Annotated in this window: 25 protein-coding genes and 1 pseudogene; 13 read left to right on the top strand and 13 right to left on the bottom strand. The window is 45.7% G+C overall.

Annotated elements, in window-relative coordinates:
- Positions 1 to 28 precede the first annotated feature (28 nt).
- A pseudogene (locus L3V35_RS05990) lies at positions 29 to 1360 on the bottom strand (ferric reductase-like transmembrane domain-containing protein).
- Positions 1361 to 1622: 262 nt separating this feature from the next.
- Here L3V35_RS05990 and L3V35_RS05985 point away from each other — a divergent pair.
- The 3 genes from L3V35_RS05985 (at position 1623) to L3V35_RS05975 (ending at position 3669) form a co-directional block, all read left to right on the top strand.
- Positions 1623 to 2324 (top strand): flavin reductase, encoded by a 702-nt coding sequence (locus L3V35_RS05985; protein ID WP_237298851.1) that lies wholly within the window; start codon positions 1623 to 1625, stop codon positions 2322 to 2324.
- A gap of 136 nt (positions 2325 to 2460) precedes the next feature.
- Positions 2461 to 3252, top strand: a complete 792-nt coding sequence (locus tag L3V35_RS05980; protein ID WP_171312203.1) for a CLCA_X family protein — start codon at positions 2461 to 2463, stop codon at positions 3250 to 3252.
- A gap of 93 nt (positions 3253 to 3345) precedes the next feature.
- A complete protein-coding gene (locus tag L3V35_RS05975) occupies positions 3346 to 3669 on the top strand; it encodes a DUF4144 domain-containing protein (protein ID WP_171312205.1) in 324 nt (107 codons plus the stop codon).
- A 131-nt stretch (positions 3670 to 3800) separates the two neighbouring features.
- On the opposite strand, the gene L3V35_RS05970 is transcribed toward L3V35_RS05975, so the two are convergent.
- Entirely contained in the window at positions 3801 to 5129 is a 1329-nt protein-coding gene (locus tag L3V35_RS05970) for an anaerobic C4-dicarboxylate transporter (RefSeq protein ID WP_029225082.1), read from the bottom strand.
- 411 nt (positions 5130 to 5540) lie between these two features.
- On the opposite strand from L3V35_RS05970, the gene L3V35_RS05965 reads away from it, so the two are divergent.
- The 10 genes from L3V35_RS05965 (at position 5541) to L3V35_RS05920 (ending at position 17141) form a co-directional block, all read left to right on the top strand.
- Positions 5541 to 6200, top strand: a complete 660-nt coding sequence (locus tag L3V35_RS05965) for an HAD family phosphatase (RefSeq protein WP_237298849.1) — start codon at positions 5541 to 5543, stop codon at positions 6198 to 6200.
- Between the two features lie 209 nt (positions 6201 to 6409).
- Positions 6410 to 7036 (top strand): HD domain-containing protein, encoded by a 627-nt coding sequence (locus tag L3V35_RS05960; RefSeq protein WP_237298847.1) that lies wholly within the window; start codon positions 6410 to 6412, stop codon positions 7034 to 7036.
- 42 nt (positions 7037 to 7078) lie between these two features.
- Complete coding sequence (locus tag L3V35_RS05955) at positions 7079 to 7606, top strand: N-acetyltransferase (protein ID WP_237298846.1); 528 nt, start codon at positions 7079 to 7081, stop codon at positions 7604 to 7606.
- A gap of 102 nt (positions 7607 to 7708) precedes the next feature.
- On the top strand, positions 7709 to 8395 hold the full coding sequence (locus L3V35_RS05950; protein ID WP_017067459.1) for a DNA-3-methyladenine glycosylase I: 687 nt from the start codon (positions 7709 to 7711) through the stop codon (positions 8393 to 8395).
- A gap of 199 nt (positions 8396 to 8594) precedes the next feature.
- The gene (locus L3V35_RS05945) at positions 8595 to 9329 is read left to right on the top strand and encodes a GntR family transcriptional regulator (protein WP_171312211.1); all 735 of its coding nucleotides are present in this window, start codon (positions 8595 to 8597) and stop codon (positions 9327 to 9329) included.
- Positions 9330 to 9797: 468 nt separating this feature from the next.
- The gene (xdhA, locus tag L3V35_RS05940; RefSeq protein WP_267136088.1) at positions 9798 to 11243 is read left to right on the top strand and encodes a xanthine dehydrogenase small subunit; all 1446 of its coding nucleotides are present in this window, start codon (positions 9798 to 9800) and stop codon (positions 11241 to 11243) included.
- Positions 11236 to 13641, top strand: a complete 2406-nt coding sequence (xdhB, locus tag L3V35_RS05935) for a xanthine dehydrogenase molybdopterin binding subunit (RefSeq protein WP_237298844.1) — start codon at positions 11236 to 11238, stop codon at positions 13639 to 13641. Before xdhA ends, xdhB begins: the two co-directional genes overlap by 8 nt.
- A gap of 55 nt (positions 13642 to 13696) precedes the next feature.
- Positions 13697 to 14578 (top strand): xanthine dehydrogenase accessory protein XdhC, encoded by an 882-nt coding sequence (gene xdhC / locus L3V35_RS05930; RefSeq protein ID WP_237298842.1) that lies wholly within the window; start codon positions 13697 to 13699, stop codon positions 14576 to 14578.
- 59 nt (positions 14579 to 14637) lie between these two features.
- Entirely contained in the window at positions 14638 to 15972 is a 1335-nt protein-coding gene (gene guaD / locus L3V35_RS05925) for a guanine deaminase (protein ID WP_237298841.1), read from the top strand.
- A 287-nt stretch (positions 15973 to 16259) separates the two neighbouring features.
- A complete protein-coding gene (locus L3V35_RS05920) occupies positions 16260 to 17141 on the top strand; it encodes an AEC family transporter (protein ID WP_237298839.1) in 882 nt (293 codons plus the stop codon).
- A gap of 118 nt (positions 17142 to 17259) precedes the next feature.
- Here L3V35_RS05920 and L3V35_RS05915 read toward each other — a convergent pair whose 3' ends face one another.
- The 11 genes from L3V35_RS05915 to alc form a co-directional block, all read right to left on the bottom strand.
- On the bottom strand, positions 17260 to 17643 hold the full coding sequence (locus L3V35_RS05915) for a carboxymuconolactone decarboxylase family protein (RefSeq protein WP_171312223.1): 384 nt from the start codon (positions 17641 to 17643) through the stop codon (positions 17260 to 17262).
- A 60-nt stretch (positions 17644 to 17703) separates the two neighbouring features.
- A complete protein-coding gene (locus L3V35_RS05910) occupies positions 17704 to 18060 on the bottom strand; it encodes a MerR family transcriptional regulator (protein ID WP_017075222.1) in 357 nt (118 codons plus the stop codon).
- 44 nt (positions 18061 to 18104) lie between these two features.
- Entirely contained in the window at positions 18105 to 18623 is a 519-nt protein-coding gene (locus tag L3V35_RS05905) for a hypothetical protein (RefSeq protein ID WP_171312225.1), read from the bottom strand.
- 248 nt (positions 18624 to 18871) lie between these two features.
- A complete protein-coding gene (locus L3V35_RS05900) occupies positions 18872 to 19342 on the bottom strand; it encodes a GNAT family N-acetyltransferase (RefSeq protein WP_054546203.1) in 471 nt (156 codons plus the stop codon).
- 50 nt (positions 19343 to 19392) lie between these two features.
- The gene (locus L3V35_RS05895; protein ID WP_081008948.1) at positions 19393 to 20628 is read right to left on the bottom strand and encodes an MFS transporter; all 1236 of its coding nucleotides are present in this window, start codon (positions 20626 to 20628) and stop codon (positions 19393 to 19395) included.
- A gap of 38 nt (positions 20629 to 20666) precedes the next feature.
- Positions 20667 to 21170 (bottom strand): RDD family protein, encoded by a 504-nt coding sequence (locus L3V35_RS05890; RefSeq protein WP_017086629.1) that lies wholly within the window; start codon positions 21168 to 21170, stop codon positions 20667 to 20669.
- 354 nt (positions 21171 to 21524) lie between these two features.
- Positions 21525 to 21998 (bottom strand): GrpB family protein, encoded by a 474-nt coding sequence (locus tag L3V35_RS05885; protein ID WP_054546201.1) that lies wholly within the window; start codon positions 21996 to 21998, stop codon positions 21525 to 21527.
- 16 nt (positions 21999 to 22014) lie between these two features.
- On the bottom strand, positions 22015 to 22254 hold the full coding sequence (locus tag L3V35_RS05880; protein WP_017092275.1) for a hypothetical protein: 240 nt from the start codon (positions 22252 to 22254) through the stop codon (positions 22015 to 22017).
- A 760-nt stretch (positions 22255 to 23014) separates the two neighbouring features.
- Positions 23015 to 24334: a urate hydroxylase PuuD gene (locus L3V35_RS05875; protein WP_237298838.1), complete on the bottom strand. Its 1320-nt coding sequence runs from the start codon at positions 24332 to 24334 to the stop codon at positions 23015 to 23017.
- Between the two features lie 14 nt (positions 24335 to 24348).
- A complete protein-coding gene (locus L3V35_RS05870; RefSeq protein ID WP_237298837.1) occupies positions 24349 to 24909 on the bottom strand; it encodes an ureidoglycolate lyase in 561 nt (186 codons plus the stop codon).
- 15 nt (positions 24910 to 24924) lie between these two features.
- Positions 24925 to 25911, bottom strand: coding sequence for an allantoicase (gene alc, locus L3V35_RS05865; RefSeq protein WP_237298835.1), 987 nt, complete (start codon positions 25909 to 25911; stop codon positions 24925 to 24927).
- Between the last annotated feature and the right edge of the window lie 93 nt (positions 25912 to 26004).

Raw genomic sequence — 26004 nt, 5'->3', positions numbered from 1 at the left:
GACGCTATTGATAGCTATTTCGGTCTTTTTAACGCATCACAAACAGCTCTTCGTGATAATTCTGGTCAACGTTGAACTTGTACGTACCCAATTCTTTTTTAAGCGATGTTGAGAACAGCTCTGGCCCGCAGAAATACAGTTCATAATCGTTTAAATCACCACACTGGTGAGCAATGCGTTCAGCGTTTAATCGAGGTGAGTGCAAGGTGTCTATCACGTTCAACTTCACTCCTACTTGATGTGCAAGGTGCCATAGCTCATCCACCAAATGCTCATCGACACCACGAGTGCAATAGAATAGCTCGATGCGAGAGTGAGTCTTCTCTGTTTTGAGCGCTTCAAGGGTTGCAAAAAACGACGCTATCCCAACACCACCCGCAATCCAAATTTGTGGCTTACTTCAGTCAAACTCAAGTCGACCATAAGGCCCTTCCACCGTAACAGCATCGCCCGTATTTACTCGTTCATAAAGACCATTCGTAAAGTCACCCAACTCTTTAATCAAGAAACGCAGTTCTGAATCTTCGCTGCCCGAAACAATGGTAAACGGGTGCGGGTCTTCATTCCCGAAGCGCAAGTACGCAAACTGCCCTGCTTTGTGGCCTCGCCAAGATGTTCCGGGTTTTAGCACCAACTCCATCACTTCGACCTGTGGAAAGTAACGAGTGGAAGAAACAGCAGCAGAGTGACGATTACGACGCCCTACAAAACCCAACAAACTGTACATCGCTGCGACAGACCCAATCAAAGCAAAGGCCACCGTTAGGTAATAAATGGGCTGACCCCAATAGGCATGTTTGAGCAGTAATACCGAGTGAAACGCGATCAAAAGATACGCGACAGACATCAAGCGATGTGACAGTTTAAACGGTTTGTATTTCACTGCCGCCCACAACGACGCCACCAGTAAAACAAGCAATAGATAGAAACCCCACTCGCCAATATTTTCAGCAAAGCCGTGGAGCCCATTGACCCACGCTTCCCAACCAGACATAGTTCTTGCCGGGCCGGAACCATCATGACGAACAGGCTTAGCCAACACTCCAGACATCACTAGCCACTTAGGGATCTGGTACCACAACCAGTGTGTCACACCCAGAGCTACACCACCGATACCCAACCATTTATGGACTCGATACGCTTTATCCATACCGTTGAGCCAATTCTCAACCATAGGTAGACGCATCGCCAAGATCATGGTGATGGACATTAACATCAGAGACAAAATACCCGAGTACTGAATCATGGCCGAGCGCCATTCAAATAAGTTGCTTGAAGCGAAGAGTTGCGGTTCCATCGCAAACCAAAAGGCTGACATTGTGGCAATCATTGCCCAGATGACATTGCGGACTGTTTTCATGTTTTCGCGCTCTCAAAGACTATAACTTTACTTTAGTTTCTTGAATGTAAAGGGACGTCAAAGTGCGTAAATCTATGCAAATAGTTTGCACCACATAAAAAATCACACTTTAAAGAAGCACCTGTTTCGCAAAATACCGACGAAACCAGTGCCACATAGCTATTCAGGGCAAACCCGTTGATCGATAGAAAGTGATACTGCGTACATATTGATCCGTTAGTAAGCAAGTTTGTGATAAACAAAAATGAGAAGAAGAGAAGATATGAAGGACATGACCCTTTCAAGACAAGATATCCAAACGATGGATCAGCGAGAGCGCGCTCGCTTAATTAACTCCTTATCGGGGTTCAAGAGCGCCAACCTGATTGGTACGTGTGACAAACAGGGGTTCGAGAACCTTGCTGTTATCAGCTCGGTAGTTCATTTAGGATCGAGCCCACCACTGTTTGGTTTTATTGTTCGCCCCTGCGAAAGTCGCCGCCACACGCTAGAGAATATTCTAGAAACTCGACACTTCACCATCAACAGTATCGGCGCTGATTTTGTTCAGAAAGCGCATCAAACTTCGGCTCGTTATCCAAAGTCGGCTTCCGAATTCAAAGCCGTCGGACTCACCCCTTACTATGACGACATGTTTCCCGCGCCGTTTGTATTAGAAAGTGCACTCAAGATAGGGCTAGTTTTGAAAGAACAGATATCAATAGAGAGTAATCAAACCCAGATGCTGATTGGAGAGGTTATTACGATTCAAGCACCCAAGCGTGCCGTGATGCCGGATGGCTACCTTGATTTAGAAGCGTTGGACTTGGTCACGATTTCAGGACTGGATAGCTACCATGTTACTCAAAGGCTGCATCGTTTAAGTTATGCCAAACCACATGAACCTTTGTTTCCGCTGACTCGTGAAGGTAACCCAACTTCATGGGAAGCTTTTGAACTCAATCTAACTCATTTTGTTCGGTAATTTTCCGTAAAAAGTGCTAACTTTCTTTGACTCCAAGAGAGGCAGCTCAAAAAAGGATTCATAAGGACGCAACTAAACGGTATGCATCCTTCAAGAGCATCTCACTCAATCTTAATTCTGTTCCCAAGGTCCCCCTTTGAAGTTAACTCACTTTAAATACAAAGCACGCAAAGGCCCAGACTACCGACATGGCGATCAGGTGTCTTTTATGGACATCAAGCAGACCTTCGGTATGGGCAGCATTCGCGTGGGAGCTTGGGTTTCTAAAGAAGAGAAGGAGCTGGCTGCGAACCTGATATTCGATTCACTAGCAGACTTGGCTTACATCTTGGCTCTGCCGCCAGAAGCGATTGGCCTGCGCGGCACGTTAGGCTTAGCCTTTGGCAGTGGTGGTAGGAAAGGTGTGCAAGCACACTACGCACCGAACCAACGAGAGCTAGCCCTCGCCAAGAACGCTGGCGCCGGTGCATTAGCCCACGAGTTCTGGCATGCGTTTGACCATTACATTGCCGAAAAGGCGTTTGAGATTGGTGATATGTCCGGCCCTCGAAAACACATCTTGTTCGCCAGTGATTGTTGGCTACACGATAGAAAGGTGCGACCTCATCCATTAAACGAGAGTTTGATGTCTCTGTTCGATGCCACACTACTCAGTGACAACAACCTAGATAAACACGACTACGTTGCGCGCAGCGTTATTGCAGACAAGGCAACGTCGGCTCGTTACTTCTCACTACCGACAGAAATGATGGCGCGAGCCTTTGAATCTGCGATTGAATCCTGCTCAGATATCGAGAATTCTTACTTAGTCGATGGCACCACCAAGCCTGAGATGTTCCCTTTATATCCCGATCTCGCGCATCGAGAAGAGATTTATCAAGCGCTTCAGGGATACTTCGCGCCATTAGGTCGTTCTCTAAGTAAGTAACGTCTTAAGTCGTTTGCTTGAAGAGATGACCAAGCAGTGGAAAATGTTTATAGTCGAGGCTCAAACTTCAACATGCATGATTTAGAGGCAGTAATGATCAGTTGGCCATCTTTGGTAAAACTCGACGGTGATGATGAGCTTATTTACGTTGCATCCGAGAACGATTTTCAAGCAGAATGCTCAGACATGATCTTGGGCGAAGAGGATTATCTGATTGATTCAGAGGGTGACAGCTACTCGCTTCAATCAAACTCAAATCAACTGTCTCTAGCGAAACGAGCAAACCAGTATTCGGTTGAAAGCGTGACTAAACTTATTCGAAATCACGAGTTCCAGAAAGCAGAAGTCTGCCTGATGAAGATCCACTTCTTGACTATCGAAGAAGCGATTCAGTCTTTGGCTTTTGAGCCACGTTAATAATGGTTATTAGTTCGAAACCTAACTTCGAAGCACAGTAGTGAATTAATACAGTACAAACAAAAACAGCGCCTCAATAGGCGCTGTTTTTCGTTTTATCTCGCTCGTAAATTACGCGACAAGAAGTTAGGTTAAGCGATAAAAATCTGTGCCAGTGCGTAGCCTAAACAACATGCACCTACTACACCGATTAAACCCACCGACATGAATGAGTGGTTGAAGTACCACTTACCAATCTTGGTGGTGCCAGAGACATCGAAGTTAACCGTTGCGATGTCTGATGGATAGTTCGGGATGAAGAAGTAGCCGTAAACTGCTGGCATCAAACCGATAAGCAGTGCTGGATCTAATCCTAAGCCAAGGCCAACAGGTAGCATCATACGTGCAGTAGCGGCTTGCGAGTTCACCACAACCGATACGATGAATAGCGCTAGAGCAAACGTCCATGGGTAATTCGTTACCATTTCCACGATGCCAGACTTGAACTGAGGCATTGCATATTGGAAGTAAGTATCCGACATCCAAGCGATACCGAAGATAGCAATTGCTGCCACCATACCCGATTTGAATACCACACCATTTGGTACATCACGTGGGTCAGTTTTGGTTGCCAGCAAGATGATACCGCCGAAACAGAGCATCATCATTTGGATGATCACCGACATCTTGATTGGCTTGTCGCCGTCTACGATAGTTCTGATCTCAGGCACCATCGCCACGATAACAATCACGACAATTGAAAGTAGGAAAATCAACACGGCATTACGAGCCGAAGTTGGAAGCACTTCATCCAAAGACGTCGCCGTCGTGTTCTCGATGCGTTTTTTCCACTCAGGATCTTTTAGACGTGCTTGATAATCAGGATCGTCGTTCAGTTCTTTACCGCGTTTCAAGCTATATAGAGAAAGTAAAAGTGTGCCGAACAGCGTTGCAGGAACCGTCACCATCAAAATGGAAAGCAGAGTAATGGAGTGTTGGACATCGGAAAGTTGCGCGAGGTAATACACCACTGCAGCCGAGATTGGAGAAGCCGTAATCGCTAGCTGAGACGCCACTGATGCCGCTGCCATTGGACGCTCAGGACGAATACCATTCTTCAACGCAACATCGCCGATGATTGGCATAATTGAGTAAACCGCGTGGCCAGTACCCAATAGGAAAGTCATCGAGTAAGTCACGAACGGTGCTATCAAGGTGACGCGTTTCGGGTTCTTTCTCAGTACCCTTTCCGCTACTTGCAACATGTATTTCAAACCACCCGCCGCTTCTAAAATCGAAGCACAAGTCACAACGGCGAGAATGATCAACATGACGGTGACAGGTGGAGACGTTGGTGGCATCTTGAAGACAAACACCTCGATAACCAAGCCAATCCCAGAAACAACACCTAAGCCGATACCGCCATACCGAGATCCGATATAAAGTACGACTAATAAAAATAGAAACTCAAAATACAACATAAGCAACCCTGCTAAAAATATGGACTAATGATATTTTGTCCTTTAGTTCAGCCTTTTACTTATTACTTGGTCACACTCTGATTGCAGGCTTCCGCAAATTGTTTTTTATAAGATTATGGTCACGCTAACACGTCTGTAAGTTTATGAATTGTAATAGGAAGCTAGGCACTCAACCTAGATTTGTTATGTATGATAGCCATTATTGTGTCTGTTAGAACCGCATGGCCTATCAAACATCAGACTCATAACTGAACGATATTATTCCAACGCAAGTTAATCAGACTTATCCTCATCTAGAAGCATATTACCGAGACAATTCGGCATATTCTTACTGAACACTGACTCGCCTATCTCCAGGCACTATGTCAAAATACTCGCCCTCATGATGACAACACATAAAGAACCACGGATATGAATTTTCAAGCTGCTATTTTTGATATGGATGGACTGCTGCTCGACACCGAGCGACTTTGTATGCAGGTTTTTGAAGAAGCATGTCACGCGCAAGGTGTTCCGTTTTTGCAAGATGTCTACCTAGGCATCATTGGCTGTAACGCAAAAACCATCGAACAGATCTTTAGAAATGGCTACGGTGAAGGGTTAGATTACCCTGCGCTGAACAACGAATGGCGTACTCGCTACAGTGCAATTGTTAAGCACCAAGCTATTCCAGTAAAAGACGGCGTGATTGAGCTTCTTGAGTGGCTGAAATCAAACGACATTCCAATCGCGGTGGCAACCTCGACTCAGCTTGATATCGCGAAAAAGAAGCTTGAGCTGGCTGGCCTAGATTCTTACTTCACCTCACTAAGCACAGGCTGTGAAGTGACCAATGGTAAGCCTCACCCCGAGATCTACCTGCTAGCGGCAGAACGCCTAGGAGTTGCCCCAGAAGCCTGCCTAGCGTTTGAAGACTCAAACAACGGCATTCGCGCATCAATGGCAGCCAACATGATCAGCTTCCAGATCCTTGATTTGGTTGAGCCTTGCGAAGAAGTGAAAGCGCTTGGACACACCATCAGCCCTTCATTGCACCATGTGTTAGCACAGCTTCAACAAGCCGCTGCTTAGGCTATCACTTCTGTTGATAATGCTTTTATCTGTCTCGTCCTAAAATACGTAGACAAGCCTCTCTATCAAGCCGACTCACAGAGTCGGTTTTTTGTTGATATTCCTTTTATAAAAGATAAAAACTCGCGCTTGAAACTGTTAAAGTCGATATGAAACGACACTGATCGATAAGCAACATTGATAACGTCTAAAAATGGAGAAAGGGACGCGTGATAGAAAAATTAGAAAGCCAACTGCTTGATTTTGCACAACAAGAAATGACACAAGATGCAGCGCACGACATCAGCCACATCAAACGCGTAGTCAAAACCGCCAAGGCTTTGTGTGCTCAAGAACAGGCTAAGCTTGAAGTCGTGCTACCCGCCGCTTACCTTCACGATTGCTTCACCTTTCCTAAGAATCACCCAGACAGAGCCAAAAGCTCACAGATGGCAGCAGACAAGGCCATCTCTTTCCTCAAATCTATCGAGTATCCTACGTCCCATCTTGATGAAATCCATCATGCCATTGTCACGCACAGCTACAGTGCCAACATCACACCTGAAACCTTAGAAGCACAGATCGTCCAAGATGCCGATCGACTAGATTCTCTCGGTGCGATTGGTATTGCTCGCTGCCTGTATGTGGGCCAGAGCTTTAACGCAGAACTCTATAACCACCAAGACCCGTTTGCGAAGCAACGTGACTTGGATGACAAACATTACAGTGTCGACCACTTTTACGTGAAGCTATTCAAGCTGGCTGAAACAATGAATACAGAATCTGCCAAATTAGAAGCCAACAAGCGCACCGACTACATGCGTGGCTTTCTTGAACAATTGGGCGCCGAAGTTTAACGGCTTAAAAAAAGAGACACGCGATAAGGAAGAGAGAAGGATATGGAAATAAACCGCTTTAAAGCATCCGACGCTGAAGAGATCGTCACTTGGTTTACATCCCTAGAAGACTACGTGCTGTGGGGTGGGCGAACATTTGGTTGGCCGTTAAAAGCAACCTCGGTCATCGAACGATCACAAGAGCCACATGTCGAGCTATATACCTTCTCTGCATCTAAGTCATACTCTGAACTGAACACCGATTCAAACGCCAACTCAAACGCCAGTGACTTACTTGGCTTTATGGAGTTTCAACGCATGTCAGACAACGAACTTCGTTTCTGCCGAGTCGCGATTCACCCAAACCAACGAGGCAAAGGGCTTGGGCAATCCATGATAGAAAGTGCATTAGAAGCTGCGAAAAAAATACCAGATGTCACCACCATTTCCTTGGCGGTATTTAAGCAAAACTACGGCGCAAAGCGCTGCTACGACAAAGCGGGCTTTCAAGTGGTAGACAAAGAGCCAAAGTTCAAAGAATTCAATGGCAATACCTGGCCCCTATATCAAATGGAATTAAAGCTCGGTTAGTATGTTTTAATTAACAGTATGATTTTAATTGCCAGATTTGACCCCATATCATTAAGCATTGGCTAGACCACTCAAGATACACAGATGTAATTTGGAACCTTCATGACCCAAGAAAAATTCGACACCATTTATCAACGTGCGGCTCACCGTAAAGGCGGAGCAGCCGAGCTCGAAAAGATTGTTCGTGCGCCTCTTTCACAAGCCGAGTTATCACAAATCACCGACGACCGTTGGCTTGCAGCCTTTACTGAGAAGGTATTCCAGTGTGGTATTTCGTGGAATGTGGTGAGAAAGAAGTGGCCGCAATTTGAAGAAGTGTTCTTTGAATTCAATATCGAAAAAATGCTGATGCTGCCGAATGAAATGTGGGAACAGAAAGCACAAGACCCGCGTATTATTCGTCACCTTACTAAGGTGATGACCATCCCTGCCAATGCCACCATGATCCACAACGCCAAGCGTGAAGCCGATTCATTCTCGCAAATGGTTGCCGACTGGCCATCAGAACGTATCACCGAGCTGTGGGATTACCTGAAAAAACACGGCAAGCGATTAGGTGGTAATACTGGTGCCTACACTCTGCGCCAAATGGGTAAAGACACGTTCATCTTGTCATCAGATGTTGAAGCACACCTACGCAGCACAGACGTGGTTGATAGCGGTCGTAACACCAAGCGAGCACAACTGGCAGCGGGTAAAGCCTTCAACGAATGGCAACAACAGTCAGGTCGTAGCCTGAGCGAAATCAGCCAGATCGTTGCCTACAGCTGCGGTGATAATCGAGTTTAGTTGGATTAGAAATGGCTTAAAGCTAAAGATTGCACACAGTTCCCTGCAAACAAAATGTTATAAGTCATTAACAAATAAGCGTGCATCGCACTTTCATCCGGTGGCATTGTATAGATAAATGTATACAATATAGAGTAATACTCATGAATTATTCTCGACCAACCCAACCCAACTCGACTAAACAAGGGTCCTTATCTCTATGACAGTTCTCAAAAACTCTGTCTCCAAAGGTGTAAAAACGAAAGTAACAGGCCAGACTCAAGACGATGTTGTTTACTGCCATATCTTCGACGCGATACTAGAACAAAGGCTGCCACCAGCCACCAAATTAAGCGAAGAAGCGTTAGCAGAAATCTTTAGCGTTAGCCGCACCATTATCCGCCGTGCCTTGCTGCGTCTTTCTTTAGAACAAGTAGTGGTGATCCGTCCTAACCGAGGAGCTGTGATTGCTGCGCCAACGGTTGACGAAGCCAAACAAATCTTTAAAGCACGTGAAGTGATGGAAATTGCTATCACTGAGCTGGCGGTGAAAAACGCAACCAAAGCTCAAATAGAAGAATGCAGAAAATTAGTCGCGAAAGAGAACTGTGCCTTTGACCAAGGTGATTACGGTTCTGGCTTGCGATTGTCTGGCGAGTTTCACATCAAACTGGCTGAAATGGCAGAGAATGCACCACTGCTCGCTTTTCAACGCAGCTTGGTATCGCAAACCTCACTGTTGATCGCTCAATACGAGACAGGTAACCACTCGAACTGTTCTCTAGACGAACACTCAGGCTTACTGGATGCGATTGAGTCTGGCAACGAACAACAAGCAGTAGAATTGATGCAGGAACACCTAAGCCACATCCGTTCAAAGCTCAACCTAGACAGCAGCACAGCTTCTAGTGATCTGCATGTCGTGTTCTCAGATCTGCTTAAGAGCAAGTTATAGACGATTCAACAAACGATTAATAACCATCCGTTAACAACTTTTTGTTAACAGCTTTTTGTTAACAAAACAGGAGAGAAGTAAGCCCCTGCGTTTACTTCTCTTTTTTATGCCCTCTCCCCTAAAAATAAAGACGACGATCGGCTCACATCCATCTAAAAACACTGTCTATTCTAGCCTCAACAACGATCTTAGCCTCTACAGAATCACTTCCAACAGTGCCATAAACCCCGCCTTTATCTTGTATACATCGCTATCAATTCATTCACACCAAAAAACTGCTCACCTTAAATTCAACCCCTTATAAAACAAACAACTACAGTCAAAATGAAATTGTATACAATCATCCTCGAAGACTATTTGTTGCATTTTTGTAAATAAATAGTTGACCACAGGGTCAGGATGGATAATTATTGACCTAGAAGTCAAAAAGAATACACATGGAAATATGTCGATTTACAAGGAGGTCTCTTGATTACTTTTTTGCTCAATCAGGAAATAAGACGTGAAGATAATCTGTCGCCAAATATGACAGTGCTCAACTACCTTCGTACCAAAGTTAATAAAACGGGTACAAAAGAAGGTTGTGGGTCGGGTGACTGTGGTGCATGTACGGTAGTTCTGGGTGAAGTGGTTGATGGACAGCTGCAATACCGCTCGGTGAACTCTTGCCTAACTTTCGTTTCAGCACTGCATGGCAAGCAACTGATCACAGTAGAAGATCTACAAAACCGAGATAGCTCTTTGCACCCAGTGCAGAAAGCGGTGGTTGATTTTCACGGTTCACAGTGTGGTTACTGCACGCCGGGCTTCATCATGTCGATGTTTGCCCTAGGCAAGAACAAACCCGATGCGAGCAAAGAAGACGTCATGGAATCACTGGCGGGTAACCTATGTCGCTGTACTGGCTACCGACCAATCGTTGATGCTGCGATGTCACTTTCAACAGACCAACCTTTGATAGACCAATTTGCAGAGCTTGAACGCAACACCATCAAGAAGCTAGAAGGTATTCAAGACACTGAAGCCAACTTACGCCTTGGTCACCTCACCGCTTTTTCCCCGAAAAGCACTGATGAGCTGGCCAAGCTTTTTCAAGCACATCCGAACGCTAAGCTGGTTGCTGGCGGTACGGATTTAGCACTGGAAGTCACACAATTCCATCGCGAGATTGAAACACTGATCAGCGTAAACCTTGTGGAAGACATGAAGATATGCGAAGAGACCGACACCGACTTAATCATTGGTGCCAACCTGCCTATCAGCGATTCTTACGCACTACTGAAAAAACACTACCCAGATTTTGGTGAACTGCTACACCGCTTTGCTTCACTGCAAGTGCGTAACCAAGGCACCATTGGCGGTAATGTGGCGAATGCCTCACCTATCGGTGATACCCCTCCTCTGCTGATTGCTCTCGACGCGAAGATCAAACTTCGTTGCGGCGGTGAGTCACGCACGATGCCGATTGAAGATTACTTCATCAGCTATAAAGTGACGGCGCAGAAAGAGAGTGAATTCATCGAACAGATCATCATTCCTAAGCCAACCAACGACAGCTTCCGAGCTTACAAAGTGTCGAAACGTTTAGACGACGACATCTCTGCGGTGTGTGGCGCGTTTGATATTCAAATTGAAGATGGCAAGGTTTCTTACGCTCGTATCGCTTTCGGCGGTATGGCAGCAACGCCTAAGCGTGCAACTCGTTGTGAAAATACGTTATTAGGAAAACCGTGGACAGACGCTAATATTAAGTTAGCGATGCAGGAACTGTATAACGACTTTGAGCCGCTATCTGATTTCCGTGCAAGCCAAGAATATCGTTCATTGTCAGCAGCCAATATGTTGCGTCGTTACTTCATTGAACAACAGAACAAAAACAACCAAATCGAAACAAGGGTAACGTCTTATGTCTAAATCAAATTCCTCTGGTCACAAGAGCAATGCGATGACCCACGAAGAGATGGTTACCATTGCAAAACAAGACCTAAAAACTGGCGTAGGTAAAAGCGTTAAACATGACAGTGCAGCCAAGCAAGTCACGGGCGAAGCGGTATACATTGATGACCGCCTAGAGTTCCCAAATCAGCTGCACGTATACGCACGTCTGAGCACGCAAGCACACGCCAATATCACCAAAATAGACCTATCTCCGTGTTACGAATTCGAAGGCGTGGCGATTGCCATTCAAGCCAAAGACGTACCGGGTGAACTGGATATTGGTGCGATTCTTCCAGGTGACCCACTGCTCGCTGATGGCAAAGTAGAATACTACGGTCAACCGGTGATTGCGGTAGCAGCTAACGATTTAGAAACCGCACGCAAAGCCGCACATGCAGCCATTATTGAATACGAAGAGCTACCCGCGATTCTTGATGTAAAAGAAGCACTAGAGAAAGAACACTTCGTGACAGAGAGCCACACTCAACAACGTGGTGACTCAAAAGCAGCACTGGCAAAAGCAAAACACGTGATCTCTGGTGACCTAGAGATCGGCGGCCAAGAACACTTCTACCTAGAAACTCAAATCAGTAGCGTGATGCCAACCGAAGATGGCGGCATGATCGTGTACACCTCGACCCAAAACCCGACCGAAGTTCAAAAACTGGTTGCGGAAGTGATTGGCGTACCAATGCACAAAGTCGTGATTGATATGCGTCGTATGGGCGGTGGTTTTGGTGGTAAAGAGACTCAAGCTGCCTCTCCAGCTTGCATGGCAGCAGTGATTGCTCACCTCACCGGCCGACCTACCAAAATGCGTCTGCTGCGTAACGAAGACATGCAGCAAACCGGTAAACGCCACCCGTTCTACAATCAATACACCGTCGGTTTTGACGACAACGGTGTGATTCAAGGTGCCGATATTACCGTTGCAGGTAACTGTGGTTACTCTCCAGACTTATCAAGTTCTATCGTCGACCGCGCAATGTTCCACTCAGACAACGCCTATTACCTAGGTGATGCAACTGTTGTGGGTCATCGATGCAAAACCAACACGGCATCGAATACCGCTTACCGTGGCTTTGGTGGCCCGCAGGGCATGATGACCATTGAACACATCATGGACGAGATTGCGCGTTACCTGAAAAAAGATCCTTTGGAAGTACGTAAGGCGAACTACTACGGCGAAGAAGGCCGTAACGTGACCCATTACTACCAAACCGTTGAAGACAACTTTTTACCTGAGATAACCGAACAACTTGAGCGCAGCAGTGACTATCACGCCCGTCGTAAAGACATCGCTGAGTTCAACAAGCAAAGCCCTATCTTGAAGAAAGGCCTTGCTATCACACCCGTGAAATTCGGCATCTCGTTTACTGCGACTTTCTTGAACCAAGCAGGTGCGCTCATCCATATCTACACCGATGGCAGTATTCATTTGAATCACGGTGGTACGGAAATGGGGCAAGGCTTGAACATCAAAGTGGCACAAATCGTTGCACAGGAGTTCCAAGTCGATGTCGAACGTATCCAGATCACCGCTACAAACACAGACAAAGTTCCGAACACATCACCAACCGCAGCCTCATCGGGCACCGACCTCAACGGTAAGGCCGCGCAAAACGCCGCAATGACCATTAAGCAGCGCCTGATCGACTTCGCTTCTTCGCACTTCAAAGTGTGGCCTGAAGAAGTGGTATTTAAGAACGGCATGGTGCAAATTCGCGACGAGATCATGACCTTCAGCTCATTTGTTGAACTGGCTTGGTTTAACCAAATCTCGCTATCGAGCACTGGCTTCTACCGCACTCCAAAGATCTATTACGATCACGAGAAAGCACGCGGTCGTCCGTTCTACTACTACGCGTATGGTGCCTCTTGCTCAGAAGTTATCATCGATACCCTAACCGGCGAGAACAAGATTCTGCGTGTCGATATTCTGCATGACGTAGGCGCTTCATTGAACCCAGCAATTGATATCGGCCAAGTCGAAGGTGGCTTTGTGCAAGGTGTCGGTTGGTTAACCACGGAAGAGTTGGTTTGGAACCAGCAAGGCCGCTTGATGACCAATGGCCCTGCAAGTTACAAAATTCCAGCGATAGCTGATATGCCAATTGATTTCAGAACGCACCTTTTAGAAAACCGAAACAACCCAGAAGACACCGTCTTCAACTCGAAAGCCGTGGGTGAACCGCCTTTCATGTTGGGTATGTCGGTATGGAGCGCACTGAAAGACGCCATTAGCTATGTCGCCGTCGATGGGGCGATTCCTAAGCTGAATACACCTGCAACGCCAGAACGTATTCTCATGGCGATTCAGGAAGTGTCTGAAACGGCTCCGACCTCGGTCGATGCTCAATCAGAAACGGCTTAAGGCTCATATCGATCGTTTAGCTTGGGAAGCATAAAAAAGGGATTTAGGAGGACATATGTTTAAGGATAATTGGATTCACGAACTGGCAAAACTGGAAGAGAACTACGAACCGTGTGTAATGGTGACGGTGCTCGAAGACAGAGGTTCCGTTCCACGCGATGCGGGCACCAAAATGCTTGTCACTCGCGACCGAATCATCGCTACGATTGGTGGTGGTCACCTTGAACATGTGGCCACTAAAATGGCTCGCGAAATGCTGATTGCCAGCGAAAAATCACTCAAAGTGGAACGCTTCAACCTAGGTGCTCGCTTAGGCCAATGTTGTGGCGGAATGGCAACACTCAGCTTTGAACCGATTGGCACTCAGCAGAATCACCTTGTGCTGTTCGGCGCTGGCCACGTGGCCAAGGCGCTGCTGCACATTGTCGCAACCCTGCCCTTCCGCGTGACCTGGATTGATGAACGTGAAGAAGTGTTCCCTGAAACGCTGCCACATGGTGTGAAGAAGCTTGTCTCAGACGACCCAGTCGGTGAAGTAAAACACATGCCACCAAACAGCTATTACCTAGTTATGACCCACAACCACCAGCTCGATTTCGATTTAACCAAAGCGATTATCGACCGTGAAGACAGCCGTTATTTTGGAATGATTGGATCACTCACTAAACGCAAGAAATTCGACTTCCGCTTAGAGCAACGTGACTACAGCCAAGAACAAATTGAAACCATGCTTTGCCCTATTGGTATTAGCGCCGTGAATGGCAAACACCCTGCGGAAATTGCGGTATCGGTTGCAGGTGAACTGATCGCACACTATCAAGGCCAAGCACTTGAACAAAAGCGCCCAACCAAACACTATCAAAATCAGGATTTGACCGATCAACACAGTCAACCAAGCGATATAGGCGAACCACCATTGGAAGAGAAGATCGCCTAATAAAAGTCGCAAAGCTTCAGTGGCCATAAAGTCGCTGAAGTCATTAAAAGGAAGTAAACATGACAACCCAACGCAAAGCTTATCGCGCCAGTATTTTACACAGCGTCGCCGACCCAAAAGACGTCGGTATCGATGAGTCTTACGACTATTTTGAAGACGGTGTTTTAGTGGTTGAGAACGGCCATGTCGTCGACTTAGGCCATGCCGACGAAGTATTGGCTCGCCAACCTAAAACACTCGAAGTAAAACAATACAAAGACAAGCTGATCACCTCTGGCTTTATTGATACGCACATCCACTACCCTCAAACAGGGATGATCGCGTCTTACGGTGAGCAGCTTCTTGATTGGTTAGAGAACTACACCTTCCCAGAAGAAAAACGCTTCAAAAACCCAGTTTACGCACACAAAGTGGCGAAGCTATTCCTAGACGAATTGGCAAGCAACGGCACCACTACGGCACTGGTATTTGGTACAGTGCACAAAGAGTCGGTGAACGTGTTCTTTGAAGAAGCTGAGAAGCGCAACCTACGCATGATCGCGGGTAAGGTTCTGATGGATCGCAATGCGCCAGACTACCTCACCGACACACCGGAATCTGGCTATGCTGACTCAAAAGAGCTGATCGAAAAGTGGCACAAGCGTGGTCGTTTGCACTATGCCGTAACGCCTCGCTTCGCGCCAACCAGTACACCAGAACAACTTGCTACTGTAGGTAAACTGCTAGAAGAATACCCAGACGTGTACATGCACACTCACCTTTCTGAAAACGAGAAAGAGATCGAGTGGGTGAAATCGCTGTTCCCAGAACGCGACAGCTACCTAGATGTGTATGACCACTATGGCTTGCTGCACAAACGTTCGGTATTTGCTCATGGTATTCACCTTTCTGATTGTGAATGTAAACGCCTAGCAGATACCGATTCGGCAATCGCTTTCTGCCCAACTTCTAACCTTTTCTTAGGCTCGGGTTTGTTCCGATTACCAGAGATGGAAGATCACGGTATTCGTGTCGGCGTGGGTACTGATGTAGGCGCAGGCACCAGCTTCTCAATTCTGCAAACCATGAGTGAAGCGTACAAGATCATGCAGCTACAGCATAAGAAGTTGCACCCGGCTAAGTCGCTGTTCTTGGCAACTCTAGGCGGTGCACGTTCACTGCATTTAGAAGACAAGATCGGCAACCTAGAAGTCGGTAAAGAAGCGGATTTCGTGGTGTTGGATCTACACGCTACACAGCTGATGCGCTTTAGAATGGAACAAGCCACCAAGCTTGAAGAGAAGCTATTCGTATTGATGAGCTTGGGTGACGACAGAACCGTCAGCGAGACTTACATCTACGGCGAAAAAGCCTACGACGTGAATTTCAAAGATTACAAAAAGCTCGTTAGCTAGATTTAAAACCGAGTAACAATCGCTAGACAGCGACAGCCGTCGTTAATTAAAAATCCGTCCAGATTTATCTAGCCTTTAAAGACCAGTTGCTGATGCCACTGGTCTTTTTTGTGCTTCATTCAAAGAAATATAAATTAACCGCTCACAGACAACGATCTTCGGTGACGCCAAGTCATTATATTGATAGGTTAATGTTTATACATCTCGACTTCATACTTCACTTTAGCGTCTCTCTAAAACATTCGTTTCTCAGCTAAATGGAAGCACTCAATCTAGAAAGGAATTCTATGTTCGAACAGGTCGTCAGCATTCTGTTTCCCGTTTTTGCTTTAGCCAGTGCTGGCTTTGCGGTGGGTCGTTGGCTCAAGCCCGATTTCAAACCGATCAATCGCATCAACATGGATGTTTGTATTCCTGCGTTGGTGTTTGCATCGCTGACCACCATGCCCCTCGACACAGAACAACTGCCACTCATCTCCGCCTCTTTGGTCGCGGTGCTAGTGCCTGCATTGTTGATGATTCCGATCTGTAAGATCTTTAAGCTCAACTTCAAAGCTTGGGCTCCGCCACACATGTTTCGCAACAGTGGCAACCTCGCCATTCCTCTTTTCACTTATACCTTTGGCGAGAGCGCATTAGCCCCTGCTGTATTGCTGTTTGTGGTGTCGGCGTGTGTCCATATTAGCGTTGGCCTAGCGCTATTGAGCGACGGCAACCCGATAAAACAGATCCTCAAGATGCCGATATTCTTAGCCGCTGCATTAGCGATGACGCTGAACTTATCTGGAATTGGTGTGTGGAACCCAATCTACGAAGCCACATCACTACTCGGCCAAGCAGCCGTACCTATCATGCTGTTGTCGCTGGGTTCGCAAATGGTCAACTTGAGATTGAGCGGATTAAAAGTCGGCTTATTGTGTACGGCTCAATCACTGTTTACTGGGGCCATCGCCTTTACCATCATCTACTTCTTTATCCCGCTGCCAACGCTGCACCTGCAAATGATGGTGCTGTTCACCATGCTGCCACCCGCCGTGATGAACTACCTGTTTGCAGAAAGGTTCAATGTAGAGCCACCCAAGGTCGCGTCTATGGTGTTATTTGGCAACTTCCTGAGCGTGGTCACCTTGCCGATCTTGCTGTCGTTCGCGCTGTCTATGTCGAGTTAGCTGTCTATTTCTAACTAATAGATGAAAGCTCCACTGAAAAATCGCCATAAACAAAAAATAGCGTCAGTGATTCATACTGACGCTAGGCTTTGAAGGGCTTACTTTTTTTGCGTCAGGCTTATTCGTTAGCGCTTCTCTCCGCAAGCACCTCTTTAAATGCGAACATGCCATTTAATGCCGAAGGGAATCCCGCGTAGACCGACATCTGCAATATCACTTCTTTAACCTCTTCCTCGCTGCATCCAACATTGAGTGCCGCATTTAAATGCACCTTAAGTTGAGGAGCACAATTACCGAGTGCGGTAAGGGCAGCGACGGTCGCGATCTCTCGTGATTTCAAATCCAAACCGGGGCGTGAATAGATGTCTCCGAAGGGATACTCGATAGTATACTTGGCAAGATCAGGGCAAATGTCTTGGAGGCTGTCGATAACCTGTTGCCCTGCTTCTCCGTCGATGTGATTAAGTCTTTCTAAGCCAATGTCGAAACGTGATTGATTCATAAGTCTGTTCCTGTATTTATAGTCCACTGGAACACCTTACAAGTTAGAGTCGACTCTAAGTCAACGGACTTTTCCATCTCGATACAAACTAATTTTTTCTTCCAACGCTGCCATGTGCTTTTGCTGCTCTTCGATATGGGCTCGCAAATTCTGTTGATGTTGTTCAAGTAACACTTGGCGTTGAGAAGTCGATTCTGGCCCTAACTCCCTTAGCTTTGCGTATTCTAGAATCTCATCCAGTGGCATTGCGGTGTCTTTTAAGCGCTTCACAAACTCAATCCAGGTAACATCCTTCGATGTATAGACTCGATGACCGCTACTGTTCCTCTGAACATTTTTCAGCAAGCCGATTTTTTCATAGTAGCGAAGCGTATGGGCAGACAAAACCACCAACCGAGAAAACTCACTCACATTCATTACTTCACCTTTTCTATCTGGGTAATAAGTACTAGGAACTCAAACTATGTGCACTTATCTAATTTGAGCTCTGCGGTGACTTTCGTCAAACGCAACGCAATCGCGAAACAAACTAAGTAAGGACTCACATACCAGAAGATGCTTTCTAATGGCTGCTTCACCTGCGCTTCTCTGGTTTTTATGTATTGGTTTTTCTGCTTCTCATACTGACTCAGCATGCCACTCACCCACACTGCATCACTTTCAACCAGCGACACGCTCGGCGCAGGAACCGTAAAATCCGATGCGTTGGGTAACAAGGTGAAATCGACATCTTTGAACGTGATCGCCGTATTCAAATACCACAAACACGCTTCGTGGTGCTGAGCGTGATTATCTAAAGATGGCTGACCGGTGCAGGTATCACTTCTTAATTTATCCAAAGAAAACTGCTGAACCGATTCTAAAATCGCCACCGCTCTGGTTTGTTCTGTTTCAACCCAATCACCCGCTACTTTCGCACGAATCTCAGACACTGCACCCAGCATCCCGATACCCGCTAGAAACGGCCATAAATAATCCATGAGCTTCCACTTTCGTCGGCTCAAGTTGAACCCACACCAAATCGGAAGATGAAAAAGGAGCGTTAGCCCAAGCGATAGCAAAACGAAATTCAAGGAGCTAGAGAGCATGAGTTCGCTATCAAAGAAGTTCTTCATAATGAGAGACTTGCCTGTGTAACAAAGAGAAATTTGATACTAAATTCGATATTTGAAAGGAGTGTAAGAGGAAAGTAAAAACAGCACCAACAATTGGCGTTGGCGCTGTTTATTTAAGCAACTAACGGCTTTTCCATCGGGATGCAGTCGAGGCTAATACCTCTAGGCGAGTGATAAGTGGAAAGTTCATCGCCAATAAAGCCACACGAACGATAAAACGCAGCGGCATTCAGAGTCGATTCTAACTTCATTAACGGCAAATTGTGTTGAATCGCGAGTTCCTCTAAGAACTGCAACATCTGCTTCGCTGCGCCTTTTCCGGAAAAATCTGGGTCCACAAAAATAGCATCAATCATACCAGTTTCGATGTTGATCTTGCCGCTGCCAATCACTCGGTCATCGACTTCTGAAACGTGAAAAGTTTGGACTACATCGCTTATGAATCCATCAGACATTCCACCCTGCGTCCATATTGACAGCTGTTCTTCTGAGTAATAAGCCGAGCACTTCTCGGCAATGGCACGGCTTCGAATATCGAAAATATCCTGAGCATCAGACTCAACCGCTTTTCTAATTGTGATCATAAGCCTACCTCTGGTGACTAAAAGATACTACTTGCTAGTAAATCGAATAACTACTCGGTGACTAACGTTGGAGATTGCTTCCCCTTAGCTGACATAAGATAAAAACCAACGGCACCAACAACTGAAATTAATATCACACTAAACCAAGTGAAAGTGTACCCATAATCATCGATAAAGTAGCCAATCACGATAAAACTAGGCATAACGAAAACCGTTCGCAAGGTAATGAGCACGCCTTGAATGCGTCCACGATGACTCGAAGGGGAGTTGTTTGCTAGATATATGCCCTCTTTTGTCAAAAGAAGAACCTCGCCCGCAGATAGAAATAGCCAAGCAAAAAAATGAACAGGAATGTTAGGAAACAACATGACGAGCATATAACCAAAGGCAAACATAAAGCCTGCATAGGCAAGGCTTACGGTTTCAGCCTTACCTGACGTGAACTTCATTAAGATTGGCGTAATCAGCACCACCACAACACAAGCGTAAGTCATGAGTTGCCCGAAAATAATTGGGCCTTGCTCTCCAAACACATGGCTCAAATACAATGGACTCGCCATAGTCATTTGATTTAGCGAATACCACAGTAATCCACATAGAAAAGTGAACAACAAAAGCCGTGGCCTTGATTTTAAAACTGACCAAACCGAACCAGAAACGGGCTGTTCCAGTTCACTCTCGCTGGTCGATTCCGTTCCAGGTTGCAACTTCACAAATACAGCCACAATAAAAACACAAAAAAGAGCAGCAAAACCGTTGCCGAAAAATATCCAGTCGGTGTGATTCCAGAACAAGTAGCCAGCCATAACAGGACCAAGAGCTGAACCAAAGTTATAGGCTAGATAACTTAATGACATGACTGCATCACGATTCTGAGGGGTAGAAAGATCGGCAACTAAAGCATTACTCGCGGGTAAAGCTAAACCGCCAAAGAAATAGGCACAAAACAAGAACACAGGTACGACTACCGGAGCATCGGCAAAGAAACCACAAATAATCAATAATACAGCACACATAAACTCGCCAAACACCATGACCCGTTTATGTCCCAACCTATCCGCTAATCTCCCACCTAAAAAGCTCCCTAAAAGGTAAGAGCCCGTCACACCCATGGCAAGGGAACCTGCGACTGTTGCGGAATAACCCAACTTATCGGTTAACAGTAAGACTAAAAATGGAACGATAAAGTTACCCATTCCCAGAATCATTCTAGCCAGTGCTAAATAATAGATATTATTCGGTAAATACCTATAAATAGAAATGGCTGAGAAAAGCTTATGAATCATGAAGTTCCTAAAGTATGTAAGTGCTTGATTACGAATTTCTATTCGATAGTACTGAAATCTAAGTTTCTCGGCACTGAAACATTAATAACCTGAGTTCCTGCAATTAAGTCATGCAAACAGCGTCTGTTTTTACGGAAAACAAACAGGTAATTAAGAATCGATATATATTGACCAATAACAGGAATATAAACAAAGATGTTCATAGGTAAAATTCGTTTGATCATTATGTTGAATAGCCCTAGTTGCTTGCCATCCATATCAACAATCGCAATTTCCATTACATTTTTACCGATCGTTTGTCCCTTCTTTTGCAGTAAGTAGCCATTACACAAGAGGAATATCACCCAGCCATAAACAAACATCATGATTTGTTCATGTAACTCTATGACTCCATTAGAAACGGCTCGATCGAACAAATCGGTATATAGGACCACTGGAATCATAGCAGCTGCATAAATGAGGCCGTCGATAACAAACGCCCAAAACCGAGACCATCGAGACGCGAGTACAATTGCAGGGGTGTTTTCTATTACTTCAGACATGTCCTTTCCTAAGGTGGTATTGATTATTGGCGTAGAGCAATCGATTTTTGATAGCGCCAAGTTGATGTACTGATAGACAAATCTTGAAATTAATCCGAAAGAAAACACTTTGCTTTCAATGGATAAGTCACGCTTTATAAAATCATGCGAAACATAACACAAACCAATACCTCCACTAATACCCTATGCAATATGTGTGAGCTTAGTTGCGTAAATTTAAGCTATTAAACCGTGGTAAGATAGTTTGAAGGAAATTTAAGAGGGTCAATCTTCAGAGGTAATGTTTTTTGACTTAACACACTGTATTAATAAAACTTTTGTTAATTGGACAATTAGAGGTGAGGGGCACTGTTGCTATTTCAGATCCAGCACATGCTCGATAAAGTCAGACTTCTTTTCACGGTACTCTTCTTGCGGCCAACCTTCGCAAGACATTTTGAGGGTGTTGTATTGCTGAACTAATTCCGGATTCGCACGTAGCTTGTCACGAAACCTTAGAAAGCATTCGAACTCAGAACCATTGGCGACCACTTGCAAGGCCACATCATCAGAAGATGTAGATTCCAACATACACAGTTCCTGCGTTCTTAAGGTATCGAGTTTCTCATTGAAGCCGAGTATTGTGAGTCTCTCTATAACATCCTCAAGTTCACCAAGTTCAACACCTACGAAAATATCTAGATCGCCCTTAGACACGGCAAAAGGAATAGAAGATGCGCCTACGTGCTCAACTCTCGCGTTAGGGATTAGCTTTTTGATGTCACGTTCGTATCGGATAAACAGCTCGTTGCAAGCCGCTTGGTATTGTTCCGCGGGGTAAAATTTCATATATCCTCACTCCGAATCACAAACTATTGAAGACACCAATTGCTAACAGAAATAACACGATGCTAATAGCTCCGATATAAGAGATTCTGGTTCGCTCTTTTTCAGTTGGAATCAATGGGGGGAAGCGCCCTAATGTGAATACTTTACAAACTATCCAGCCAGCTCCGTAACCAATGAACTCAATCAATATCGACTGAAACAGATACCTAAAGAATGAGCTCAATGCCCTAAAATACGCGACTATCAAGTCTTCCATTTTTTGTCCTAACTAAAGTCAATTTGGACTAAAAATGCCACGTGTAGATATTCATATCAAGCGCCTTATACAGGACAGTCTGCTTAAAACATCTCCCGAACCTTTAAGGTGAGATAATTGAAGGTCATTTTTCAGTGAGGAATAACACTCGTTAAGAACACTTCCTATAAACATTCCAGCTCATCTTGATAGGTTTTAACTATCAAAGTTCAAGCTTCAATAGACATATCTTAAAGTTAAATGGTATTATTGATTAATATCAATAGGTAAAACCTATCAACATTGACTTGTATATTCTTAGTAAAGGTAAACATGGAATTGAGTAGCATTGTTCACATAAGTTCGATTAGTTGTGCTTGCACAGCTTGTACTCGCCTACTTTGGCTTAATGACTTCTCATTTAAAGGATTAGAACTAGATACTCTTATTGTGCATGCTCAATCAGCAGCGATGCTACCAATGGCATTGGTACTATTAGTCGCCAGCGTAAAGCCTCAAATAACACAAGAAATACAAGGCTTGAATGCCCATTACTTAATATCTGCAATTTCATTAACTTATGTTTCAATCAGCTCACTTCAACTTTAGTTACGTGAAGTTAGCAATTTATTCCAAGAAGTTATTCCCTTTGTCCAAAAACAAAAAGCCCCGGTTATAGGAACCGGGGAAACAGGGTGGGATGAGTTTGGCGCGTGCCCGAAACCAAACTCTCCCCAAGCCTCACCTAAGACTCATGCTCTTAGGTAAAGGATTCACATCATTATTGAAGCGTAGCGCCTTGCTCTACCCAAGTACCGATGAGTGCGCGCTCTGCGTCGGTCATTTGAGTCATGTTGCCGAGCGGCATCACCTTGGTTGTTACGGTTTGAGCAACAATCCTTGGTACGTTGGCTTTAATCTCTTCTGGGGTATCAAACATCACACCGGCTGGCGCAGCAGCAAAAGCGGCGTGGCTAGGGGTTGATGAATGACACACAGAACAGCGCTCTTGAATGACTTTGTTGATGGTTTCAAAGCTTACGCCTGCGCTAGCAGTTTGCATTGCGTGATCTGCTGGTGCAGCTTGAGAACTAGCCGTAGTTGAAGCAGTACCGTTTTCAGCAAGCTCTTCTGTCGCCGATTCAGTCGCGCTTACTTGCACTTCTTGAACCACTGGCGCTTGTACAACCGGAGTCATCTGCTTTTTGGCGTAAGGCGAGGTCACAAACGCGAGAGTAATCATACCCAATGCCGCTACAGGTACTGTCCATGCAAACTTCTGACTTCCGTGACGCGTGTTGAAGTAGTGACGCACTAAGATACTGAAGATCGCTAGCCCAGCAAGAATCAGCCAGTTGTATTCCGAGCCGTAAGTACTTGGGAAGTGGTTACTGATCATAATGAACAGCACTGGCAGTGTCATGTAGTTGTTGTGACGAGAACGCAGTAGACCTTTCGCTGGCAGTGCCGGATCCGGTTCACGCTTCTCTTCTATCGCTTTCACCAAGTTGCGCTGTGCTGGCATGATAACGCGGAATACGTTACCCACCATAATGGTACCAATGATGGCACCCACGTGGATGTAAGCACCACGACCACTGAACACTTGAGTTAGACCATATGTCGCAGCAACGAGCAACACAAACAGCACAACGCCAAGCAGTACCGGGGTTTTGCCTAATGGCGAGTCACACAGTAAGTCGTAGATAAACCAACCAGCAACGAATGAACCAATACCAATCGCGATTGCCGTTGTTGAATCAAGGCCAGAGCCCGGTGCAATCAGGTAGATCTCAGCGTTGAGGTAGTAAACCACACCCAGTAGACACACACCAGTGATCCACGTGAAGTAGGCTTCCCATTTGAACCAGTGCAGGTGCTCTGGCATTTCTGGTGGCGCAAGTTTGTACTTCTCTAGATGATAAATACCACCACCGTGAATCGCCCATAAGTCGCCCGAAAGGCCCGTTTTTGGGTTTACTCGGTTAAGGTTGTTCTCTAACCAAACAAAGTAAAATGATGCGCCTATCCACGCAACACCAACAATCATGTGAGCCCAGCGTATTGCTAGATTCAACCATTCTGTAATATGCGGATCCATAATAAACTCCTGTATCACAACGCTTTAGCTAAGCGTTGCTCTTCCTTAGTGTCGTCCGTTGGCAGACCGTCCAAATGCAATGCCACTCGGTCGCTGTCGAAATAAACTTCGTCACAGTTGTGCCCTTCGCCGCCTCTATCGACGATCAAGAACTGATCTTGATCGGTGAGTGCGAGAACTGGGTGATGCCACACCCCTTTGTGATAGTTCACTCCTTGACGGCCGTTGCTCAAGAAAGCTCGGCTATTGGCTAATGTTGGATCGTCGCCTTTTGGCGCAACAACAATTAAATAGGGTTGACCAAGTAATGGAATGAATGCCTGAGAGCCAAGTGGATGACGCTCTAACATTTTGATGGTCAGTGGGTAGCTCAACGGTGTGGCTTGGAAGATGCTGATGATGGCTTCTCCATCTTGGTCTTGCACATCCGTTGTCGCTAACTTGTGGTAGCGACGTGTTGATCCACTGTTGATCATGAAGAAATCACTATTATCGGACTCGATAACATCGCCAAACTCTGCAAAAGCCTGCTTGGTTAACGGTTCGATGGATAAACGACGCATTCCATTACTCATATCTGACTTCCTTACCTATTTCGCCTTCGTACCAAACAGACGCAAACGGCTGATACCACCATCTGGGAATATGTTTGCACGTACGTGAGTAATCGCACCAAGGTCGTTCACCTCAGAAATGAATTCGTGAATCTCGTGCGCTTGCAGCTTTTGTGCAGGCAACAGTTCACGCCAGAATAGGCTTTGCGTTTCGACTTGATCGTCGGTACCGCCTTTCACGTAGGCCGCTTGAATCGAGCAGCTGTCAGGATAGTTACCTTTGAAGTGAGCCGTATCAACGACAATGCGTTCGATGTTACCTGGGTGGCCTAGTGCCACGATAACCCAGTCGTTACCCGGTGTACGACGACGTGCTGTTTCCCAGCCATCACCCATGTTTTCACCGCGGCCAGGGCCTAAAATGTTGGCTTTGTTGCCGTAGTGCTCGTCACTACATGCGAGTGCTCGGCCACCGTGTTCAACAGCTGCTAGGTCAACTTGTTGCTGAGAATCTATTGCTTCCCAATCCACACTTGGTCGCCCATAAACACGTAAGCGTGCGACACCGCCATCTGGGTAGATGTTCAAACGTAGGTGCGTAAATACTTGGTCGCTTTCAATCGCTTCAAGATGATGATGATCACCTTGTAGTGCCATTGAAGGCAGAATTTCTTGCCACTCTGTTGAATCAGTTGGCTCACCTTGTGATGAATAACACGCGTCAATTGATGCCGAAGGTGGGAAATTACCTGTGAAGAAAGAGGTATCAATATCAACGCCAGCAATGGTGCCAGCTAGGCCAAGGCGAACGACACAGTAGTCGTAACCTTCACCACGTTTACGTCTGCTTTCCCAACCGTCCATCCACTTGCCGTTATCGTCATATAAGTCGTCTTTCCACTCTGGCGCTGCGTGGCTGAGTAGACGGCTTTTATCGGCGAAAAAATCATCGGTTGCGAAGGTGGCTTCTGCGCCGAGTTTTTCGTCTGCAAGGTTTATGTACTGTTCAAATTTATGGGTCATGTCCGTGTAATCCTATGAAATTAATCAAGTAATAATAAAATGAGAACTTAGTGGCTTATGTTTTTACAAATCAAAAATTTAACGCACTAAGAC

This window comes from Vibrio sp. L5-1 (genome assembly GCF_021728315.1).
Lineage (GTDB): Bacteria > Pseudomonadota > Gammaproteobacteria > Enterobacterales > Vibrionaceae > Vibrio > Vibrio splendidus_K.
Note: the sequence above shows the minus strand (reverse complement) of the source record. Positions and strands in the feature narration are given on the sequence as shown.

Coding starts and splice junctions, on each gene's coding strand:
- L3V35_RS05895 (WP_081008948.1), bottom strand. CDS start 20,628: ATGATTCATAAGCTTTTCTCAGCCATTTCTATTTATAGGTATTTACCG.
- L3V35_RS05965 (WP_237298849.1), top strand. CDS start 5,541: ATGAATTTTCAAGCTGCTATTTTTGATATGGATGGACTGCTGCTCGAC.
- L3V35_RS05870 (WP_237298837.1), bottom strand. CDS start 24,909: ATGAGTAATGGAATGCGTCGTTTATCCATCGAACCGTTAACCAAGCAG.
- L3V35_RS05945 (WP_171312211.1), top strand. CDS start 8,595: ATGACAGTTCTCAAAAACTCTGTCTCCAAAGGTGTAAAAACGAAAGTA.
- L3V35_RS05905 (WP_171312225.1), bottom strand. CDS start 18,623: ATGGATTATTTATGGCCGTTTCTAGCGGGTATCGGGATGCTGGGTGCA.
- L3V35_RS05975 (WP_171312205.1), top strand. CDS start 3,346: ATGATCAGTTGGCCATCTTTGGTAAAACTCGACGGTGATGATGAGCTT.
- xdhB (WP_237298844.1), top strand. CDS start 11,236: ATGTCTAAATCAAATTCCTCTGGTCACAAGAGCAATGCGATGACCCAC.
- L3V35_RS05910 (WP_017075222.1), bottom strand. CDS start 18,060: ATGAATGTGAGTGAGTTTTCTCGGTTGGTGGTTTTGTCTGCCCATACG.
- L3V35_RS05950 (WP_017067459.1), top strand. CDS start 7,709: ATGACCCAAGAAAAATTCGACACCATTTATCAACGTGCGGCTCACCGT.
- guaD (WP_237298841.1), top strand. CDS start 14,638: ATGACAACCCAACGCAAAGCTTATCGCGCCAGTATTTTACACAGCGTC.
- L3V35_RS05900 (WP_054546203.1), bottom strand. CDS start 19,342: ATGATCACAATTAGAAAAGCGGTTGAGTCTGATGCTCAGGATATTTTC.
- L3V35_RS05915 (WP_171312223.1), bottom strand. CDS start 17,643: ATGAATCAATCACGTTTCGACATTGGCTTAGAAAGACTTAATCACATC.
- xdhC (WP_237298842.1), top strand. CDS start 13,697: ATGTTTAAGGATAATTGGATTCACGAACTGGCAAAACTGGAAGAGAAC.
- L3V35_RS05890 (WP_017086629.1), bottom strand. CDS start 21,170: ATGTCTGAAGTAATAGAAAACACCCCTGCAATTGTACTCGCGTCTCGA.
- L3V35_RS05970 (WP_029225082.1), bottom strand. CDS start 5,129: ATGTTGTATTTTGAGTTTCTATTTTTATTAGTCGTACTTTATATCGGA.
- L3V35_RS05885 (WP_054546201.1), bottom strand. CDS start 21,998: ATGAAATTTTACCCCGCGGAACAATACCAAGCGGCTTGCAACGAGCTG.
- alc (WP_237298835.1), bottom strand. CDS start 25,911: ATGACCCATAAATTTGAACAGTACATAAACCTTGCAGACGAAAAACTC.
- L3V35_RS05985 (WP_237298851.1), top strand. CDS start 1,623: ATGAAGGACATGACCCTTTCAAGACAAGATATCCAAACGATGGATCAG.
- L3V35_RS05880 (WP_017092275.1), bottom strand. CDS start 22,254: ATGGAAGACTTGATAGTCGCGTATTTTAGGGCATTGAGCTCATTCTTT.
- L3V35_RS05875 (WP_237298838.1), bottom strand. CDS start 24,334: ATGGATCCGCATATTACAGAATGGTTGAATCTAGCAATACGCTGGGCT.
- L3V35_RS05920 (WP_237298839.1), top strand. CDS start 16,260: ATGTTCGAACAGGTCGTCAGCATTCTGTTTCCCGTTTTTGCTTTAGCC.
- L3V35_RS05955 (WP_237298846.1), top strand. CDS start 7,079: ATGGAAATAAACCGCTTTAAAGCATCCGACGCTGAAGAGATCGTCACT.